Genomic DNA, 19,909 nt, shown 5'->3' on the forward strand with positions numbered 1-19,909 from the left:
GCTTCAGGGGAATGACAATTCTCCCAACACCCCCCTTACATAGCGCAAGTCAACAGAGAACTTGTTATAGACGCTCAAGCGGCACGAAGTTACGCACACTTTGACAAACGCCGTCACTGGCCGCCGCGGCGGCCAGCCGTTCCGCGCCCGGCACACCGTACGAGGTGGTCCGCTGCCGCACCGGCCGACCGGTCGGGGCGACCATGGCGGTGAGTTCGGTGATCGTCTTGAACGAGCCGTTCTCCGATCCGGCCATCCGGCTGATCGTCTCCTCCATCAGCGTGCCGCCCAGGTCGTTGACCCCGCCGGAGAGCACCTGGCGGCACAGGTCGTCGCGGAGCTTCACCCAGGAGCACTGGATGTTGCCGATCGCGCCGTGCAGCAGGATGCGGGCCAGTGCGTGCACGGCCCGGTTCTCCCGTGCGGTCGGCCCGGGGCGGGCGATCCCGGCCAGGTAGATGGGCGCGCTGTGGTGCACGAACGGCAGCAGCACGAACTCGGAGAACCCGCCGGTCTCCTCCTGGATGCGGCGGATGAGGCGGATGTGCCGGACCCAGTGGGCGTGGGTGTCGACGTGGCCGTACATCATCGTGGAGGTCGTCGGGATGCCCAGCCGGTGGGCGGTGGTGATGACCTCCACCCACTCGGCGGCGGGCAGCTTGCCCTTGGTCAGCACCCAGCGCACGTCGTCGTCGAGGATCTCCGCCGCGGTGCCCGGCAGGGAGTCCACGCCGGCCTCCCTGGCCGCGGCCAGCCAGTCCGCGACGGACAGGTTCGTCCGGCTGGCGCCGTTGACGACCTCCATCGGGGAGAAGGCGTGCACGTGCATCTCCGGCACCCGCGCCTTGACCGCGCGGGCGATGTCGAAGTAGGCGGTGCCCGGCAGGTCGGGGTGGATGCCGCCCTGCATGCACACCTCGGTCGCCCCGGCCCGCCAGCCCTCCTCGGCCCGGTCGGCGACCTGGTCGAGCGAGAGCGTGTAGGCGTCGGCGTCGGTACGGCGCTGCGCGAAGGCGCAGAACCGGCAGCCGGTGTAGCAGACGTTGGTGAAGTTGATGTTCCGGTTGACGACGTAGGTCACCTCGTCGCCCGCGGCCTCGCGGCGCAGGCCGTCCGCGATCCGGCAGAGCTCGTCCAGCCCCGCGTCGTCGGCTCCCGCTCCGTCGGGCCCCCCGGCCAGGCCGAGCAGGGCCAGTGCCTCGGCCTCGGTCAGCCCCGCGGGGTCGGCCTCCGCCCGGCGCAGCGCCCGCAGCACGTCACCGGAGACGGCGCGACCGCCTCCGGAGCCGTCCGACTGCGCGGTGGCGGGCAGGCGCTCCTTCAGCGCCTCCCAGTCCCCGTAGACGTGGTCAAAGTCGTCGCGGCGGTCGGCGGTGCGCCCCTCGGCGTCGACGGCGGTGTGCAGGTCGGTCCGGCCGGAGGAGGCGAAGCCGCCGTCGGGCTCCTGCCAGGGGCGGCCGGTGATCTCGGCGCCCTCCCTCGCGAGCCCCGTGGCCGGGTCGGCGAGGGCCGCGACGTGCGCGGCAAGCCGCGGGTCGAGCCAGGGCTCCCCGGCGAGCACGTACTCGGGGTAGATCGTCAGCCGCTCGCGCAGGGTGAACCCGGAGGCGGCCGTGCGTGCGGCGAGCTCGTCGATCTGCGGCCAGGGGCGCTCGGGGTTGACGTGATCGGGAGTCAGGGGCGACACCCCGCCCCAGTCGTCGATCCCGGCCCGGATCATCAGGTCGTACTCGGCGTCGACCAGGTTCGGCGGGGCCTGCAGGCGCGTCTTCGGCCCCAGGACCAGGCGGGCCACCGCGATCGTGGCGGCCAGTTCCTGCAGGTCGGCGTCCGGCATGCCGCGCATCGCCGTGTCGGGCTTGGCGCGGAAGTTCTGGACGATGACCTCCTGGATCCCGCCGTACTCGCGGGCCGTCTTCCGCAGCGCGAACAGCGACTCGGCCCGGTCCTGCACCGTCTCGCCGATGCCGATCAGGATGCCGCTGGTGAAGGGCACGTTGGAGCGTCCGGCGTCCTCCAGCACGCGCAGCCGTACGGCGGGGTCCTTGTCGGGCGAGCCGTAATGGGGCTGCCCCTTCTCCTCGAACAGGCGGCGCGAGGTGGTCTCCAGCATCATGCCCATCGACGGCGCGACCGGCTTGAGCCGCTGCAGGTCGCGCCAGGTCATCACGCCGGGGTTGAGGTGCGGGAGCAGGCCGGTCTCCTCCAGCACCCGGATCGCCATGGCCCGCACGTAGGAGAGCGTGTCGTCGTAGCCGTGCGCGTCCAGCCACTCGCGGGCCTGGTGCCAGCGGTCCTCGGGCCGGTCGCCCAGGGTGAACAGCGCCTCCTTGCAGCCCGCGGCCGCGCCCTGCCGGGCGATCTCCAGGACCTCGTCGGGGCCGAGGAAGGCGGACTCCAGCTTGTGCGGGGCGGTGGCGAACGTGCAGTAGCCGCACCGGTCCCGACAGAGCCGGGTCAGCGGGATGAAGACCTTGCGGCTGTAGGTGATGATCCCCTGCCGCCCGACGGCCTCCAGCCCCGCGTCCCTGACCCGTCCGGCGTGGCCGAGCAGGGTCTCCAGGTGGGAGTCCCTGGCGTGCAGCAGGACGGTGGCTTCGGACGGGTCGAGGGCTTTGCCGTCGCGCGCCCGGGCCAGGGCCCGGCGCATCGCGGTGTCGGTGGGAGTGACGCTCATGTACGCACATTAGGTCAACGCCGCAGGACCGGAGTCCCTGGCCTCCGTCCACCGATCCCCGGCCGGGCCGGAGACCGGCGGCACCACACGGTTTCCTCTAAAAATAATAAGAATTGACATAGAAGGCGCAGAGATGGTCTGCTGGTGTCATGCCGCCGCCGGGCGCACCCCGGCCGGGCGTGCAGGGACCCGGGGCGCCACCCCGGCGGGCGTCCCGGGTCCCGGCGGCCGCCCCGGCGCCGGAACGGCCGGGCACCCGGACACGGGAGCGACCGGGCGCCCGAGCACTCCAGCACGGAAAGTTGAGCATTGCTAAACGACCAACGCAAGCAAGTATCGATGGACGTAAATGCTTGTGCTTGCATAGATTAGAGACATCGCACCGGAACCTCCCACAGGAGCAGGAAATGATCTGGTTCTTCATCGCCCTCGCCGCCGTCGCCGTCCTCGCCCCGCTGATCGGAGCCGACACGCGCGACGGTCGTGACTGGAGACCGTCCGACCCCGAGCCCTACGGACCCGGAGCCCGCGGCTTCAGAATGAGCGGTAGTCCCGTGCCGGCATCCGCGGCCCGCGAGCGGGCGGCCGCGCACCGGCCAGCCTCAGCAGTCGGCTGACCCGGTGGCGGTGCCCCCGGTAGGGGGCCAGCAGCCGGAGCATGCCCGCGTCGTCGACCTTCTCCCCCGCCAGCGACCACCCCACCAGCGACGGCAGGTGGTAGTCGCCCACCGAGACCGCGTCGGGGTCGCCGTGGGAACGCTGGCGCACCTCGGCCGAGGTCCACGCCCCGATCCCGGGCAGCGCCCGCAGCAGCCGGTCCAGCTCCGCGCTGTCCCCCGCCGCCTCCAGCTTCACCGCGTGCCGGGCGGCGTTCGCGATCGTCCTGGCCCGTACGGCCTCCGCGCCGGCCCGGTGCCAGTCCCACGACGGGATCGACCGCCAGACCTCGGGCTCGGGGAAGACCCGCATGCCCTCGGGGGCGGGCCCCGGCGCGGGCCCGCCGTACTTCAGGAGCAGCCACCGCCACGCCCGCCGGGCTTCGGCCAGCACGACCTTCTGCTCCAGCACGGCGGGCACCAGCGCCTCCAGCACCCGGGAGGTCCGGCAGATCCGCAGACCGGGGTGGCGCCGGGCCGCCTCGCGCAGCACGCGGTGCCCGGGGACGAACCCCGACGGGTCGTCCTCGGCCCCCAGCAGCGCGGGCAGCGTCTCCAGCAGCCATTCGGCCCCCGGCCCCCAGGCGGTCCCCACCACCTCCCCGCCGCGCCGGGCCACCCGGAGCGTGCCGGGGCCGCCGGGCGTCCGGCAGGTCCGCCAGACCGCCCCGTCGGGCGTCCTCCGCCAGGCCGGGTCGCCGCTCCCGCGCCGGCACGGCCGCAGGACCAGCTCGAGGTCGAGCGGCCCGTCCCAGCGCAGGCACCGCTCGGTCGCGGTGACGCTCACCGGCGGCCTCCGGGCGTCGCCGGGGAAGCCGCGCCGCCCGCCCGCGGCGCTCCGGCACCGCCGGTGAAGCGGTGACGCCCGTCCATCCCGCTCAGACGTCGCTGGAGAAGCGGACCGCGCACTCGGGGAGCACGACGCCGGGCCAGACCCGGCTGCCCGCCAGGAGCTCGTTTCCGGCGCCGACCACGGCGCCGTCGCCGATGACCACGTCGCGCAGGACCGTCCCGGACGAGACGCGGGCCCCGATGCCGACCACCGAGTCGACCACCTCCGCGTCGGCGTGGACCACGCAGTCGTCGCCGAGCACGCTCCCGGTGATCCGGGCCCCGGACTCCACGACCGCGCGGGCGCCGACCACCGACCCGCCGGAGACCTTGGCCTCGGGCGAGATCATCGCGCCGGGCAGCGCGAGGAAGTCACCGGGCGGACCGGGCAGCGCGGGCGAGGCCAGGCGGCCGAGGACCAGGTCGCGGGAGCCCTTGACGAAAGCGGCCGGGGTGCCCACGTCCAGCCAGTAGGACGCGTCGGCGTAGCCGAGCACCAGGGCCCCGTCCTCGATCAGCCCGGGGAAGGTCTCCCGCTCGACCGAGACGACCCGGCCCGCCGGAATGGAGTCGATCACCGAGCGGGTGAAGACGTAGCAGCCCGCGTTGATCAGGTTGGTCACCGGGTTCGGGGTCTTCTCCAGGAAGGCGGTGACCCGGCCCTCCTCGTCGGTCGGCACGCAGCCGAAGCGCGAGGGGTCGTCGACCTCGGTGAGGTGCAGCGTGACGGCGGCCCCGCGGGACACGTGCCGGGCGACCTGCTCGCCGATGTCGTGCCCGGACAGGATGTCGCCGTTGAGCACCAGCACGGGCGCGTCCGGGCCGCAGGTCAGCGCCTCGGCGGCGTTGCGGATCGCGCCGCCGGTGCCGAGCGGGGTCTCCTCGGTCATGTACTCGATGGAGAGCCCGAACGCCGAGCCGTCCCCGAACGCCTCGGAGAACATCTCCGCCCGGTAGGACGTGGCGAACACGATGCGGCCCACGCCGAACGAGCGGGCCCGCGCGAGCTGGTGCGCCAGGAAGGGGACCCCCGCCGTGGGCAGCAGCGGCTTGGGGGTGCCCAGCGTCAGGGGACGCAGCCGCGTCCCCTGTCCTCCGACGAGGAGGATCGCCTCAAGATCCGACAAAGGGGTCTCCGCCATTCCGAGAGGTTAGCCCACTGTTCGACAGGCCGTTGGTAGGGATCGCTCCCCCGACCGGCCGCGTGGAACCCGACGTTCCCACTTCGCCTCACCCTACGGGGAGAGTCCCCGGAAGCGTGGGATCAACCACGTGTCTTTTCACCGGCCGCCGTCACGCCCGGATGCTCCGCCCGCCGCGCCGCCAGCCCGGCCGCGCCCGCGCAGACCAGGTCGCCTAGGACGATCACGATCCGCGAGCAGAGCGCCGCGGTGATGGCCGACCCCCGGTCCAGCACGGGCGCCAGCACCGCGACCATCGCCACCTCGCGCACCCCGGCCCCGGCCGGGACCACGAACGTCATGATCCCCAGGCACCAGGACAGCGCGAAGGCCCCGACCGAGAAGACCGCCACCGACGGGCCGGACGGGCCCAGCTCGTACAGGATCGCGGCCAGGTGCAGGCCGTACGCGGTCCAGCCGAGCAGCGCCCAGCCCAGGGCGGTGAGCATCCCGCGCCGGGTGAGCGGGCGCTCCAGCGGCTCGCGCCCGAGCCGGCGCAGCCCGAACCCGATGACCGCGTTGACCACCCGCGGTTCGAGCGCCACCGCGAGCACGGGCACCAGCAGGAACGCCCACGCGTACGGCGCCGCGGAGCCCGGCAGGGCGGCGAGCAGCGTCACCGCCGAGACCAGCAGCCCGCTGCCGAGCTGGACCGGCATCGTCAGGAAGAACGCCGCGGCGCTGCGCGGCCGGGGCACGCCCAGCTCGCGGCCCATCTCCATCTGGGCGACGACCGGCCAGAGCGAGCCGGGGATGTACTTGCCGAGCTGGCCGACGAAGAAGACCTTCGCCGCGGGGCGGAGCGGCAGCGGCGAGCCGAGGTCGGCCAGCAGCGCCCGCCACGTCATCATCCCGCCGCCCAGCGCCGCGACCACCGCGGCCACCGAGAGCGCAAGCGCCGGCCACGACAGCCGGGCGAACCCGGCCCGCACGGCCTCCCACTGCCCCGCCACCGCCCACGCGCCGAAGCCCAGCGCGACGAGCAGGAACCCGATCCGGACCAGCCGCTTCACAGCGGGACGACCGGGTCCGGGGGCTGCGGCAGGCGCACCCCCGCCGGGCGCCGGGTGCTCTTGGTGGCCACCCACAGGTAGGTCGGCACCACCGGCAGCAGGGCGCGCAGCACGGCGCGGGGCAGCCGGGACAGCACGGCCTCGGCGGCGCGGCCGACGGCGCCGGGGAACAGCTCGGAGCCGGCGAAGGCCGCCGGGGTGGCCAGCACCGGGAACGTGTAGTCCCAGACCCGCAGGCCGCGGACCATCCTGCGCAGGCCGCGCCGGGTCCGGTAGCGCTCGTAGTAGCTGTCGGCCCGGCCGGACAGGCGCACGTAGCGGTCGGCCAGCGCGGGCGGCAGGTAGGACAGGAACGGCAGCTTGTAGTGCGGCTCCATCACCCCGAGCCGGTTGCCCAGGCCCAGGTAGAGCACGCCCTCGTCGGACAGCACCCGGCGCATCTCCGCCATGATCGCGTCGGGGTCGACCACGTGCTCGTAGATGTGGTTGAAGACCAGCACGTCGATCGAGCCGTCCGGGAAGGGCAGCGCGGTGCCGTCCGCGCAGACGAACTCCACCCGCTCGCCGAAGCGCGCGGCCGCCTTGCGCAGGCCCGGCACGTCGATGTCCACGCCGAACGTGCGGGCGGCGCCCGCCTCCGCCAGCTCGTCGGCGATGAACCCCGCCGAGCAGCCGATGTCGGCGACGGTCAGCCCCTTCAGCACGTCGGTGTCCCGGCCGAGGAAGTGGCCGAGCACGGCCACGATCTTCGCGGCCTTCCTGCGGCGCTTCTCCTCGTCCAGCATCGCCGCCTGGAACTCGGAGTACTCCAGCTGCGCCTGCCGCTCCGCACCCGCCCTGCCCGTCGCCATCCGCTCCACCGTTCCTCGTCCGCCTGCTTGCGCGCGGTGCCCAAGGCTACCGGCGAGCCGCGACCCTACCGCCGGGTAACCTCCACGTCGTACCCTGAGCGGATGCTCAGCCGTCTGCTCAGCCGCCTGCGGACCAGCCGCCTGCTCCGGGTCCTGCTGGCCCTGGTCGCCCTGGCCTTCGCCGGGTACGGCCTGCACCGCAACTGGGACGGCACCGTCTCCGCGCTCGCCCGGCTGTCCTGGTGGTCCCCCGCCGGGGCGTTCACGGCGGTGATGACCGGGGCCGGCCTCATGATGGTCGCCTGGCAGCGGGTCGTCGCCGGGCTCGGCTCGCCGTTCCCGCTCGGGGTGGCCGCGCGGGTGCTCTTCGTCGGCCAGCTCGGCAAGTACGTCCCCGGATCGGTCTGGGCCTACGCCGCGATGATGGAGCTGGGCCGCGACCACGGCTGCCCGCCCCGGCGCACCTTCAGCGGCACCTCGATCGCCCTGGTGGTCTCGCTCGGCTGCGCGGTCGCGCTGGCCGCCGCCACGCTCCCGTTCACCGCCCGGTCGGTGGCCGAGCAGGCGTGGTACCTCGCCCTGGTCATCCCGGTGATCGTCGTCTGCCTGCACCCGAGGGTCCTGACCTGGGGCCTGAACCTGGTCCTGCGCCTGGCGCGCAGGGACCTCCTCGACGAGGTGCTGCCCGGCCGCGCCCTGCTGGGCGCCGTGGCGTGGACGGTCTGCGGCTGGCTGGTCTACGGCCTGCACGCCTGGCTGGTCATCGGCGACCTGACCGGCGACTTCTCCCCGTCCGCCTACCTGCTCGGCGCCGGGGCCTACGCGTTCGCCTGGGCGAGCGGCCTGCTCGCCGCGTTCGTCCCGGCGGGCGTGGGCGTGCGCGAGGGCGCGATGGTCCTCGTGCTCGCGCCCTCGGTCGGCACGGGCAACGCCGTGGTCGTCGCCGTGCTCTCCCGCCTGGCCTTCACCTTCACCGATGTGGCCTGGGCCGGGATCGGCTTCCTGCTGGGCCGCCGGGCCGCTCAGCCGCCGGTTCCGGAGGCAGCCGAGACCAGCGCCTCGACGTACGCCGCCCAGTAGGGCCCGGGGTCCACGGGCTTCACCCCGGCGCGCAGCCGCTCCGGCTCGCCGGGCGCGTAGAACCGCGCCAGGACCTCGCGCAGCGACTCCACCGAGCCCGGCTCGGCCAGCAGGCCGTCCACCCCGTCGGTGACGTGGTCGCCGAGCGTGCCCACCCTGGTGGCGATCACCGGCACGCCCTGCTCGTGGCCGAGCCACACCTGCTGGCTGGCCGTACCGCTGCGGTAGGGCAGGACCAGCGCGTCCACGTCCTCGAACAGGCCCGGCACGTCCTCAGCGGCCACGTAGCCGGGCCGCAGCTCCACCCGGCCGGTCAGCCCGAGCTCGGCGACCAGCGCCTCCGTCTCGGCCTGCCCGCCCCAGAACTCGCCCGCCACCCGCAGCGCCACGCCCTCGGGCAGCGCCCGGATCAGCACGTCGAGCCCCTTGTACGGCCGCACCAGCCCGAAGAAGAGCAGCCGCCGGTGCACCCGCCGCCCGGCGTCCGGCTCGGCCCGCTCCCGCGCCCCGACCCCCGCCCCCGCGGGCAGGTGCGGCGCCATCTGCGCCGTCGTCACCGGCGCGGGCGCCAGCCCGCGGGCCAGCTCCGCCTGCGCCCGGGAGTGGACCAGCGCCCCGTCCACCCGGCGCAGCAGCGCCCGCATCAGCGGCGTGTCGTACGGCTTGCGCTCGTGCGGCAGCACGTTGTGGCACAGCGCCACCACACGGGGGGCCACCGCCTTCGCCCCGCGGCGCAGGCCGTACAGGATGCCCAGGTACGGCGGGACCTGCACCGGGCTGAGCACGGCCAGGACCACCAGGTCGGCCGAGCGCAGCCGCCGCCCGCAGGCGACCCAGCCGTCCGGGCGGCGCCAGTCGAGCACCCGGCGGACGTTCCCGAACGGCTCGCCGTCGGGGGTGTCGGCGGTCTGCCGCCCCGGATAGAGGAACGAGGGGTACTGCGCCCGCCACGACTCGATCACCACGTCGTGCCCGGCGGCCCTCAGCCGGTGGGCGAGCTCGGTGGTGTGCGCGGCGCCGCCTCCCTTGTAGGGGTAGGTCGGCCCGACGATCGCGATCCGCATGCCGCTTCCGCCCCTACTCGCTGCGGGAGCGCACGATGAGGTCGGCCAGCAGCGCCAGCGAGCCGATCAGCAAGCCCGTCACGAAGATGATGATGGTGTTGTTGGCCAGGTAGAACGGGGTCTTGACGTTGTCGTAGACGCCCTTCGCCAGGCCGATGCAGACCAGCCAGATGGCGGGCGGCATGAGGACCTTGAGCGGGTTGAAGTACATGACCATCCGCAGCACCTGCAGGATGTAGCGGTAGGCGTCGGAGACGAAGCTGAACTTCGACTTGCCGGCCCGCTTGCTGTACTCGATCGGCAGGTAGTAGACGTCGTGCTGGTTCGACAGGAACGACAGCGTGATCGTCGTGACGCAGGAGAACCCGGGCGGCAGCAGCCGCAGGTACGGCTTGGCGACCGACTTGCGGAAGGCCCGCAGGCCCGAGTTGAGGTCGGGGATCCGCTGCCCGGCCAGCCATTCGGCGATCTTGCGGATGACCCACTTCGCCGGGACCCGCAGGAACTTGTGCGAGCCCTCCTCGGTAGTGCGCGCGCCCACCACCTGGTCGATCCCGGGGTCCTTGTCGAGGATCTGGACCAGCTCGGGGATGCGCTCGTTCGGGTAGGTCATGTCAGCGTCGGTCCACACGACGATCTCGCCGCGCGCCTCCTGGCTGCCGATCCGGCGGACCGTGCCCGACCCGCCGTTGCGGTGGAACGCCCTGATCCGCATGTGCGGGAAGCGCGGCGCCGCCTCCTTCAGCCGGGCCAGCGTCTCGTCGGTGGAGCAGTCGTCCACGGCCACGAGCTCGTAGGTGTAGCCGCTGCCGTCCATGGCCCGGCAGATGCGCTCGACCTCGTCGATGACGTGGTCCTGCTCGTTGTAGCAGGGCAGGACGATCGTGACGTACGGCGTTGCGTCCACAGCTGGTCCACTCTCGGGGGTCTCGGGCGTGCTCACGGCAGGCGAGGATACTCTGCCCGGCCGCACCCCGGACCCACATCACCCGCTTCGGGCGCTCCCGGCGCCGTCGCCGGCGGGCCGCTACTCCCTGGGCTCGACGCGGTACACCGCGCTGACCCCGGGCAGGGACTTCAGCGCCTTGGCCGCGGCGGGGAAGGCGGCCGGGTCGGAGAGCTTCACGTAGAAGGCCTCCCTGGACAGGTCGACCCGGAACAGCCTGCCGCCGGCCGGTTCCTCCGGGTAGTAGTGGCGCATCAACCGGGCGTGGTGCTCCCGGTCCTGGAGGTAGACCGTCTCGGCCTCCGGCAGCGTCCAGATCCGGTCGAGGACCGCCTGCCGCTCCGCCGCGCTCACCGCGCCGGTCACCCCGGCGGGCCGGTTCTCCGGGCACGCGTACCGGGACCAGTCGTCCGTCCCGCACAGGGCGACGGCGAGATCGGCCCTGCCCCACCAGAAATCCGTGGGATCGCGCTCGACCCGGTCGACCTCGGGCATCGCCTTCACCCGCCGGGCCACCGCCGCGAAGTCCCCGCTCCGGCGCAGGACGGCCCTGACCGTGGGGAAGGGGACCACCTCCCCCGAGGGCTCCTCGCCCAGGTCCGCGTAGTGGGCCAGCGTCTCGCGGCGGTTCTGCTCACCGCTCACGAAGACGACCTCGGCCAGCTCCGGCATCGCCCGCATGCGCTCGGCGAGCGCCCGGCCCTCCGCGTCGGTGGCCTTCCGCCGTCCGGGGCAGCGGCCCCCTCCTCCGGGACCGTAGCCCTCGCACAGGACGACCGTGAGCCCCCGTTGCTCCGGGAGCGCCGCCTCGGGCGGGGGCAGCGGCTCGAAGGAGCGCTCGTACAGGTACCGGCCCCCGAATCCGGCCGCGCCGAGCACCAGCAGCACCGCGGCGCAGACGGACAGGATCCTGACCAGCCCGGCGTGCGCCCGCACCCACGCCTGGAGCCGCGGCTCCCGGTCCGGGTCACCGCCGCCGAAGGAGAGCTCTTCATGACCCGACGACATCGCCGCCCCGCCCCGCCGCGAGCGAGTGCCCCTCGGGGTGCCCCTCGGCGCGGACCGGGGCCACCGACCGGACGCCGGGCAGGGACTTCAGCGCCGCGGCGGCCGCCGGGAGGTCGGCCGGGCCGGAGAAGCGGACATAGAAGGTCTCGTAGGACCTGTCGAACCGGAACAGCGGGTCGCTTGCCGGGCGCTCGGGGTGGTAGTGCCGCAGCAGCCGGATCCGGTGGTCGCGGCTCTCCAGGTAGACCGTCTCGGCGCCGAGCAGCGCCCAGATCCGGTCCAGGACCGCCCGCTTCTCCGCCGCGCTCGCGGAACCCGTGGCCCCGGCGGGCCGGTTCTTCGGGCACGCGTACCGGGACCAGTCGTCCGTCCCGCACAGGTGCACGGCGAAGTCGGCCCTGCCCGCCCAGAAGTCGGTGGGGACGCGGAGCACCCGGTTGACCCCGGGGAGCTCCCTGAGCCGCTCGGCCACCGCGGCGAAGTCCGCACTCCGGCGGAGCGTCCCCTCGACCCGCGCGTGCAGGAACGCGAGGTCGATCTTCTCCGGCTCGCCCGCGTCGGTGTAGTAGGCCAGCGTCCTGCGGCGGTCCTCCTCCTTGCTGACGAGGACCGCCTCGGCCAGCTCGGGCATCGTCCTCATCCGCTCCTCGACCGCCCGGCCGTCGGCCTCCGTCGCCTCGCGCCGCTCCCGGCACGCCCACGCCTCCGCGCCCAGGCCGCACAGGTGGGCCGCGATCCGCACCTGGGCGGGGAACGGCGCGTCCGGCGGGGGCAGCGGCTCGCGGGACCGCTCGTACAGGTGCCGGCCCCCGGCTCCCGCCGCCACCAGCACGGCCACCACCGTGAAGCAGACCGCCAGCGCCCGGACGTGCGCCCGCGCCCACGCCTGCAGCCACGGCTCCCGATCGGGATCACCGCTGCCGAAGGAGATCTCCTCATACCCGGACGACATTTCCCTGACTATGCCAAATACCTCACATTCCGGCCATACATCACCGCCGGCACATCAGGGCACGGCCGTCCAGACGTCGACCGACAGGGACCAGGTGCCGTTCGGCGCCTCGGTGAGGGAGCGCTCGTCCTGGCGGGTGCGCAGCGCCATCACCCGGACCGGCGTGCCGTACGGCGCGAGCTGGCCCGCCTCGGCGGCCAGGAGGACCGGGGTACGGCCCGCCGCCCGGATCCGGCCGATCAGCCGGGTCACGTCGGCCGGGGACGGCAGGTCGGTGCCCGGGACGACCTCGGCCCGGGCCGCGGGCACACCGCAGACCCCCCGGACGAGCTGGGTGAACCGGTCGGCGGTGACCCGCTCCACGATGAGCGCCGAGGCCTCCGGCGGGAGGGAAGCGCACAGCGCCTCGACCGCCGCGCGCTCCCCCCGCCCGACCGGCGTGAACGCGGTCCCGATGGAGGTGACGGCGGCGGGCGCGACCAGCAGCACCGCGCCGAGGACGGCGGCGCCCCTGCGCGCGCCGGGGCCGTGCCCCCGCTCCCGGACCGCCCGGAGGATCCGCTTCAGCCCCCAGACCGCGAGCAGGATCAGGCCGGGCAGCACGACCGGGACCAGCCTCCGGGCGGCCCACGGGTGGTCGGGGGTGATCGCCGGGCGGTAGAGCGTGGTGACCGTGGTCCAGCCGATCACCGCCAGCGGGAGCAGCCAACCGCCCGCCCTCCCCCGCACCAGCCTGCGGGCCAGTACGGCGGCGGCCAGCGTGGCCAGCAGCACGGCCGGGACCCCGACGTACCAGGCCGCCCAGTGCAGCGAGTCCTCGTAGTAGAGCCGGGTGCCGTCGACGGCGAGCCCGTTCGCCGCCTGCGTCTTCTCGATGAACTCCGCGGTCGTCCGGTCCTCGCGCGTGACCGCCTCACGGGTCACGGTCTGCAGCCACGGCCGGACCGCGAAGGCCGCCATGACCGCCGCCACCAGCCCGGCCGCGGCCTCCGGCAGCCACCGGACCCGCGCGGCCCGCCGGAACGGGCCCGCCAGCCGGGGCGCGAGCGCGGCGGCGGCCAGGGTGAGGAGCAGCACGGCGCCGCAGACGGCCAGCAGGGGCTTCCACGACGCTTCGAGATAGGCGAGGTACGGCTCGGCCAGCAGGAACGCGGCGGCGAAGCCGAGCCCGGCCCCCGCCAGCAACCCGCCGAGCAGCGGCGGGCCGAGCCTCCCGCCCGGCGCGCCCGCCCGGCGCAGGGCGATCAGCAGGCCCGCGTAGGCCAGCACCGGCAGCACGTCCCGCAGACCGTCGATCCGGACGAGCACGGCCAGCCCGAAGACCAGCCCGGCCGACGCGGCCCCGAGCCGGGAGCGCGCGTCCAGCAGCAGCGACAGCCCGCCGAAGAGCAGGATCAGCGACGGGATCTCGCTGAAGGTGGTCCGCGAGGTGTAGAGCACCGGCAGGCAGACCGCGAGCGCCAGCGCGGCGAGCGGCGCCCACCGGGCCCCGGCCAGCCGGGCGGCGGTCCCGGCGAACACCAGCACGGCCAGCGCCCCCAGCACCGGCGGGGTCAGCAGGAGGCCGGGCAGCCCGCCCAGCCAGTGGCCGATCGCGTAGAGCATCGGCGGGCCCGGCATGAACTGCGGCACCACCGCGCCGCCGTGGTCGAAGAAGCCCACGCTGTCGAAGCGGAGCGCCGCGTCCGGCCCGCCGAAGGCCGCCTCGCCGTACGGGATCGGCAGCGCGCCGCGGGTGGCCAGCCAGACGGCGTACTGCGCGTAGGTGGCGGGGTCGCGGCGGACGACCAGCTGCTCGCTGTGCAGCAGCGCGTTGAGGACGCCCGAGCCCGCCGCGACGGCGAGCACCCCCGCCACCTGCCACCGGGTCGCCCCCTCGATCCCGGACGCCCTCCCCGGCCCGGACCCGCTGCCGGACGCGGACCCGGGCGTGACCCCGGCCCTGGACGCGGCTCGGCTCCCGGGTCCGGACCCGGGCGGGCGGCGCAGGCCGTACTGGCACAGCAGCGCGGCGGCGGCCAGGCCCAGCGGGACCGCGGCGGGCGGCCGGAACCAGCCGAGCAGCAGCAGCGGGAGCCCGGCGAGCAGCCAGCCCGCCAGCACGAGCGCGGGCGCGGCCGAGGCCACGGCGAGCACCCGGCCCGCCGAGGGCCTGCGCACGCGTTCCGGCCAGGTGGTCCTCATGATCCTCTCCGCAGGGTAGTCGCGACCCGCCGGTACGGCCCCGCCCGCCGGAGCCGATAGCGTACGCGCAACGCGCGAAGGGGGCGGTGGGTGGCCGGAGTGGCACGGGGACGTCGGTGGCTCACGGACGGACGCGCGGCCCGGGAGCACGAGCCGGTCCCGGAGGCGCCCGACCGCTCCCGGAGACGCCGGTGGTCCCCATGGGCGCCGGGCCGCGTGCGGGAGCGCCGGTGGTCGCCGGAGGTCCGGAACCGCGCCCGCGAGCACCGCTGGTTCCCGGAGGTCCGGAACCGCGCCCGCGAGCACCGCTGGTTCCTGGGGGTGCTGGGCCTGGGCGCCGTCCTGCGGGTGATCACGATGCTCGGCTACCGGCCGGCGATCTGGTTCCCCGACTCCTACACCTACGTCGTCACCGCGCTGAAGCCCCGCCCGGACCTGGTCCGCCCCGCGGGATACTCCATGTTCCTGCGCCTGCTGGAGCCGCTGCACAGCTTCGCCCTCGTGGCCCTGGTCCAGCACCTGGTCGGGCTCGGGATCGGGGTCCTGGTCTACCTCGCCGCCCGGCGGCTGCGCGTCCCCGGCCGGGCGGCGGCGCTCGCCTCCGCGCCCGTGCTCCTGGACGCCTACCAGATCGAGCTGGAGCACCTGCTGGTCTCCGACACCCTCTTCGCCGCGCTGGTCGTCGCGGCGGTCCTCCTCGCCCTGTCCCGCGAGGTGACGCGGCGTACGGCGTGCGGGATCGGCCTGCTGGTCGCGGCGGCGACGCTCACCCGGACGGTCGGCCTCCCGCTGGCCGCCCTCTTCGCGGCCTGGCTGCTGTACCGGGCGCGGGGCCGCACGGTGGTCGCCGGGGTGATGCTGGCGGCGGCGGTGCTGCCGGTCCTGGGGTACGGGGCGTGGTTCCACGCGACCTACCAGCGGGTCGGCCTCGTCGGCGCGAACGGCGTCTTCCTCTACTCCAAGACGATGGCGTTCGCCGACTGCGCGGTGATGAGGCCCCCGCCGGACCTGGCGGTGCTCTGCGACCCCCGGCCCCCGGCCGAGCGGCCTCCCTCCCAGGAGTACATCTGGAGCGCCGACGCCCCGCTGGTCCGGCTGCCCGGCATCACCTTCAGCCGGGAGAACGACGCCCTGGCCGGGCGGTTCGCCTCACTGGCCCTGCGCAGCCAGCCGCTCGACTACCTGGGCTCGGTCGCCGGGGAGCTGGCCCGCTCCTTCACCTGGGACCGCCCGGTCTACCCGGACGCGGAGGTCTACGGCTACTACGAGTTCCCGGCCGAGCCGCCCCCGCCGCCGGGCCGCTACCCCGCCACGGTGGGCGCCGAGTTCGCGCAGCGCTACGAGCGGGGGCCGATCGGCACGGAGATCGTCGAGCCGTACGCCGGCTGGATGCGGGCCTACCAGGACGCGGTCCGGCTGCCCGGCACGGCGCTGCTGGCGATCCTGGTCGCCCCGCCGGTCCTGGCGGGCCTGCGGCGGTGGCGGCGGTGGCGGCGGAGGGCGGCGCGGGAATCCGGGCGGGCGGCCTGGGCGTTGCCATGGGCGGTGGCGCTGCTGCTGCTGGTGATGCCCGCGGCGACGGCGGAGTTCGACTACCGGTACGTGCTCCCGGCGGTGCCGGTCGCGTGCCTGGCGCTGGTTCTCGCGGCCGGTAAACCTAATTTGCCAAACATTCCATGAAATGTCCGAATTTGAGTATGCTGGGCGACCGGATCATCACGGTGGCGAGCAAGAGGATGGGCATGACCAAGTTCAGCCCATCACAATCCCTCGCACCGGCCGTGTGTCCTACTCTTTGGGCGCGATGAGCGAGCAGAGGCAGCACGACGCGTTGCCGCCAGTCGAGGAGGGTGCATGAGCGACCACCGGCATGTCGCCGTGAAGGACCGGACGCCTCCGTCCGGCCCGGGTCCCCGCCGCTCCCGGCGCGGCGGCGACGACGGCCCTCCCCCGGCGGAGACCTCGCCGAGCGCCGCGCCCCCCCGCGGCAGGAGCCGGTCCGCCCGGCGGATCGGCGCGGGCGGCTGGGCCAGCATCGGCCTGACGGGCCTGCTGGTGCTGGGCACCCTGGGCGGCTACAAGGTCTACCGGGACACCTTCGGCGGCATCTCCACGGTCGACGTCAACAAGAAGCTGGGCGAGAACCGCCCGGTGAACGCCACCGGCGCGCTCAACGTGCTGCTGGTCGGGTCGGACACCCGCGAGGGCGACAACCTCAAATACGGCCAGAAGATGCTCAACGCGGGCAAGCGCACCGACACGATCATCCTCATGCACATCTCCCCCAACCGCGACAAGGCGACGCTCGTCAGCTTCCCCCGCGACTCCATGGTGGACATGCCCGCCTGCGAGGGCGACAGCGGCAACCAGGTCGCCGCCCGGCACGCGATGATCAACACCGCCTACAACGACGGCGGCATCACCTGCACCATCGCCGCGATCGAATCCCTCACCGACATCCGCATCGACCACTTCGTCGAGGTGGACTTCACCGGCTTCAAGAACATCGTCGACGCCCTCGGCGGCATCCGGGTCTGCCTCAAGACCCCGGTGGACAGCAAGAAGGCCAAGCTCACCCTGCCCGCGGGCTGGTCCAACCTCAACGGCGAGAAGGCCCTGGGCTACGTCCGGCTGCGCGACTACGGCGACAACAGCGACATCCAGCGGATCAAGCGCCAGCAGGTCTTCCTCACCCAGGTCGTGAAGAAGGCCACCAGCAGCGAGCTGCTCACCGACGTCGGCAAGCTCACCGGCTTCATCTCCGAAGCCACCAAGTCGGTCAAGATGGACCCGGAGCTGGCCGACGACCAGCAGGCCCTGATCGACATCGCGATGAGCGCCAAGGCGCTGACCGCCAGCGGCGTCAAGTTCATCACCGTGCCCTGGGGCGCCGACCCCGCCGACAAGAACCGCGTCGTCTGGCGGCAGCCGGCGGCCAGCGAGCTCTTCGAGTCGATCAAGAACGACACCGAGGTGACCCCGACCGCCTCCCCCACGGCCTCCGCCAAGCCCGCCGTCAAGCACGAGCAGGTCCGGGTCCAGGTCCTCAACGGCACCGACAAGCCGGGCCTGGCCTCGGAGGTCGCCGGCAAGCTCGCCGCGCAGGGCTTCGTGGTGACCCAGGTCGGCAACGCCCGCCCGGCCACCGGCAACGTGCCGAACACCTCGGTCCGCTACGCCAAGAAGGACACCGCCGAGGGCCCCGCCTACGCCGACGCGCTGGCCGCCCGCCTGTCCGGCGAGAAGCTGCCCGCCACCGCGGGCAAGGTCAAGCCCATCAGCGCCGACAAGTACTCCCCGGCCACCGCGATCACCCAGTCGCCCACCGGCCCGGTCGTCCAGCTCGTCATCGGCGACGACTGGAAGGGCGTCCGGGTCCCCACCAAGATCCCCGACTCCCTCAAGGACCAGGTCGTCGACACCAAGACCAACCCCTGCCAGTGACGGGCGGGGCCGTACCGGAAAGCGCGGATTCCTCCGTCTCGGGAAGGGTCACGATTTCCCGCGAACCCCGGGGAACCCCGTTCCTCGTGCGACAGGTGGCGCACGGTCGGTTTATGGTGGGCAGGTCGGCGAGGCGAACCCACGGGGCCCACGCGGCCGCATCCTCCGGGGCGTCCCCGCCAGCGTGCCCGACCCCCGTCTCCGACAGATAGCTGAGCGTTTCCCCCGTGAGCGACACCCGATCCTCCTTCCCGGTTCCGGCCTCCAGGGACGACGGCGCCCAGGGCGCCGCCCCCGCGGGGCCCGCCGACGGACGTGGCCGGACCCCCGCCCCGTGGCCGATGCCCGGACACGCGCAGCCGTCTGCGGCGCCCTTCCCGCCGTCCGACGCCTCCTGGCCGGATCCGCCGGACTCCGGGCAGCCCGCCTCCGGCTGGGGGAGCCGCCGCAGGCCCGCCGAGGAGGAGCCCGGCGAGGTCACCGCGTGGGGCTACCCGCCGTACCGCGAGGCCCGGCCCGGACCCCGCGAGCCCCAGCCGCCCGCGCCGCGCGACCCGCTGGACGTCGGCACACCCCTGCCCGCGCCCCCGGGCCCGCCCGCCCCGCAGGCCGCGGGACGCGCTCCCGCCCGGGGTCAGCAGCACGACGCCTGGGGACAGCAGCACGACACCGCGCCGGACCCGCACGCCCTTGCCCGGGGGCAGGAGCACGACGCCGTACAGGCCTCCGGACGGGCCGTTCGTGGGCAGGAGCACGACGCCCTGCAGACCCCTGAGCGCGCGCCCGCGTGGGCTCCGCAGCCGTCCCCCCGGCAGACTCCTCCGGACCGGCCCTTCTCGGCCTGGGAGACCTCTCCCGGGCGGGATCCGGCCGCCCCGTTCGCGGGCGCCGCCACGGTGACGGAGCGGCCCCCCGGCGGGGAGGACCTGCCCGCCGACGAGCCGGCGGCCCCTCCGGCGAGGAAGAAGCGCGAGCCGTACCTCGACAACGTGAAGTTCGTCCTGATCGCCCTGGTCGTGGCCGGGCACTCGCTGGTCCCGACGATGGACGCGCACTCGGCCAAGTCCGCGTACATGTTCATCTACACGTTCCACATGCCGGCGTTCGTGCTGATCAGCGGCTACCTCGGCCGGAACTTCTGGAACTCCAACGCGAAGATCAACAAACTCGTCGACACCATGCTGGTGCCGTACGTGGTCGTGGAGATCGGCTACGCGGTGCTCCGCTACGCGCTGGGCCAGAAGTGGACGCTGACCATCATCGACCCGGCCTGGCTGAACTGGTATCTCCTGGCCCTGGTGCTCTGGCGGATCTCCACCCCGATCTGGACCCGGATGCGGCAGCCCCTGCTGGTCGCGGTGGTCATCTACATGGTCGCCGGCTTCTCCGAGATCTCCGGCGACTTCAGCATCGACCGCTTCTTCGGCCTGCTCCCGTTCTACGTGCTCGGCCTGATGCTCAAGCCCGAGCACTTCGACCTGCTCAAGCCGCTCTGGGTCAAGATCGTCTCCGGGGTCGTGGTCGCCGGCGGCGCCGGGGTTGCGATCTTCCTCGCCCCGCACGTCAACCTCAAGCCCGTCTACTTCCGCTACAGCTTCAAGTCGATGGACATGAGCTGGTGGGTCGGGCTCGGCGTGCGCGGGGCCATGCTGGTCGCCGCGCTGGCGCTGTCGGTCGCGCTGCTGGCGCTGGTGCCCCGGCGCGAGACCTGGTTCTCCGACCTCGGCACCCGCACGCTCTACGCCTACCTCCTGCACGGCGTCGTGGTGCTCGTCGCCAAGGACCAGGGCTGGCTGGACGTCTCCTGGCTGCACGGTCCCCTGGGCGTGCTGGCCATCATGTCGAGCTCCGTCGCCCTGGCCATCGTCCTGTGCCTGCCGGAGACCCGTACGGCCTTCAAGTGGCTGCTGGAGCCGCGCCTGGTCTGGCTCTACCGGCGGCCCGCGGAGTCCAGGGGCACCGGCGGGGAGCCTCCGGCGCCCCGGGAGAGTTCAACCCCGGTTCCCCGGTAGTTCACGCGAC

At 73.9% G+C, this 19,909-nt stretch carries 14 protein-coding genes; 4 read left to right on the forward strand and 10 right to left on the reverse strand.

What is annotated here, in order from left to right:
* Positions 1-64: 64 nt before the first annotated feature.
* The 5 genes from IEZ07_RS08800 to IEZ07_RS08820 form a co-directional block, all read right to left on the reverse strand.
* Entirely contained in the window at positions 65-2,650 is a 2,586-nt protein-coding gene (locus IEZ07_RS08800) for a bifunctional FO biosynthesis protein CofGH (protein ID WP_239319755.1), read from the reverse strand.
* 561 nt (positions 2,651-3,211) lie between these two features.
* Positions 3,212-4,120: a DNA-3-methyladenine glycosylase family protein gene (locus tag IEZ07_RS08805; protein ID WP_191894281.1), complete on the reverse strand. Its 909-nt coding sequence runs from the start codon at positions 4,118-4,120 to the stop codon at positions 3,212-3,214.
* A gap of 91 nt (positions 4,121-4,211) precedes the next feature.
* A complete protein-coding gene (manB, locus tag IEZ07_RS08810; RefSeq protein WP_191894282.1) occupies positions 4,212-5,306 on the reverse strand; it encodes a mannose-1-phosphate guanylyltransferase in 1,095 nt (364 codons plus the stop codon).
* Positions 5,307-5,428: 122 nt separating this feature from the next.
* Entirely contained in the window at positions 5,429-6,358 is a 930-nt protein-coding gene (locus tag IEZ07_RS08815; RefSeq protein ID WP_191894283.1) for a lysylphosphatidylglycerol synthase transmembrane domain-containing protein, read from the reverse strand.
* Entirely contained in the window at positions 6,355-7,209 is an 855-nt protein-coding gene (locus IEZ07_RS08820; RefSeq protein WP_204054317.1) for a class I SAM-dependent methyltransferase, read from the reverse strand. The genes IEZ07_RS08815 and IEZ07_RS08820 overlap by 4 nt, the downstream gene beginning before the upstream one ends.
* Positions 7,210-7,311: 102 nt before the next feature.
* Between IEZ07_RS08820 and IEZ07_RS08825 the strand changes: the two genes are divergently transcribed.
* Positions 7,312-8,289, forward strand: coding sequence for a lysylphosphatidylglycerol synthase domain-containing protein (locus IEZ07_RS08825; RefSeq protein WP_239319714.1), 978 nt, complete (start codon positions 7,312-7,314; stop codon positions 8,287-8,289).
* Here the strand turns inward: IEZ07_RS08825 and IEZ07_RS08830 are convergent.
* From IEZ07_RS08830 to IEZ07_RS08850, 5 genes are all read right to left on the reverse strand, one after another.
* On the reverse strand, positions 8,232-9,353 hold the full coding sequence (locus IEZ07_RS08830) for a glycosyltransferase family 4 protein (RefSeq protein ID WP_191894284.1): 1,122 nt from the start codon (positions 9,351-9,353) through the stop codon (positions 8,232-8,234). The two genes, IEZ07_RS08825 and IEZ07_RS08830, sit on opposite strands and share 58 nt — an antisense overlap.
* Positions 9,354-9,366: 13 nt before the next feature.
* Positions 9,367-10,260: a glycosyltransferase family 2 protein gene (locus IEZ07_RS08835; RefSeq protein WP_301549313.1), complete on the reverse strand. Its 894-nt coding sequence runs from the start codon at positions 10,258-10,260 to the stop codon at positions 9,367-9,369.
* Between the two features lie 120 nt (positions 10,261-10,380).
* On the reverse strand, positions 10,381-11,307 hold the full coding sequence (locus tag IEZ07_RS08840; RefSeq protein ID WP_191894285.1) for a permease-like cell division protein FtsX: 927 nt from the start codon (positions 11,305-11,307) through the stop codon (positions 10,381-10,383).
* The gene (locus IEZ07_RS08845) at positions 11,291-12,259 is read right to left on the reverse strand and encodes a permease-like cell division protein FtsX (protein ID WP_191894286.1); all 969 of its coding nucleotides are present in this window, start codon (positions 12,257-12,259) and stop codon (positions 11,291-11,293) included. The genes IEZ07_RS08840 and IEZ07_RS08845 overlap by 17 nt, the downstream gene beginning before the upstream one ends.
* Before the next feature lie 54 nt (positions 12,260-12,313).
* On the reverse strand, positions 12,314-14,443 hold the full coding sequence (locus IEZ07_RS08850) for a hypothetical protein (RefSeq protein WP_191894287.1): 2,130 nt from the start codon (positions 14,441-14,443) through the stop codon (positions 12,314-12,316).
* 216 nt (positions 14,444-14,659) lie between these two features.
* On the opposite strand from IEZ07_RS08850, the gene IEZ07_RS08855 reads away from it, so the two are divergent.
* From IEZ07_RS08855 to IEZ07_RS08865, 3 genes are all read left to right on the forward strand, one after another.
* The gene (locus IEZ07_RS08855) at positions 14,660-16,123 is read left to right on the forward strand and encodes a hypothetical protein (protein WP_239319715.1); all 1,464 of its coding nucleotides are present in this window, start codon (positions 14,660-14,662) and stop codon (positions 16,121-16,123) included.
* 174 nt (positions 16,124-16,297) lie between these two features.
* Entirely contained in the window at positions 16,298-17,887 is a 1,590-nt protein-coding gene (locus tag IEZ07_RS08860; RefSeq protein ID WP_191894288.1) for an LCP family protein, read from the forward strand.
* 227 nt (positions 17,888-18,114) lie between these two features.
* On the forward strand, positions 18,115-19,899 hold the full coding sequence (locus tag IEZ07_RS08865; RefSeq protein WP_191894289.1) for an acyltransferase family protein: 1,785 nt from the start codon (positions 18,115-18,117) through the stop codon (positions 19,897-19,899).
* Positions 19,900-19,909: the final 10 nt, after the last annotated feature.

This window comes from Planomonospora parontospora, assembly GCA_014647935.1.
Taxonomy (GTDB): Bacteria; Actinomycetota; Actinomycetes; order Streptosporangiales; family Streptosporangiaceae; genus Planomonospora; species Planomonospora parontospora.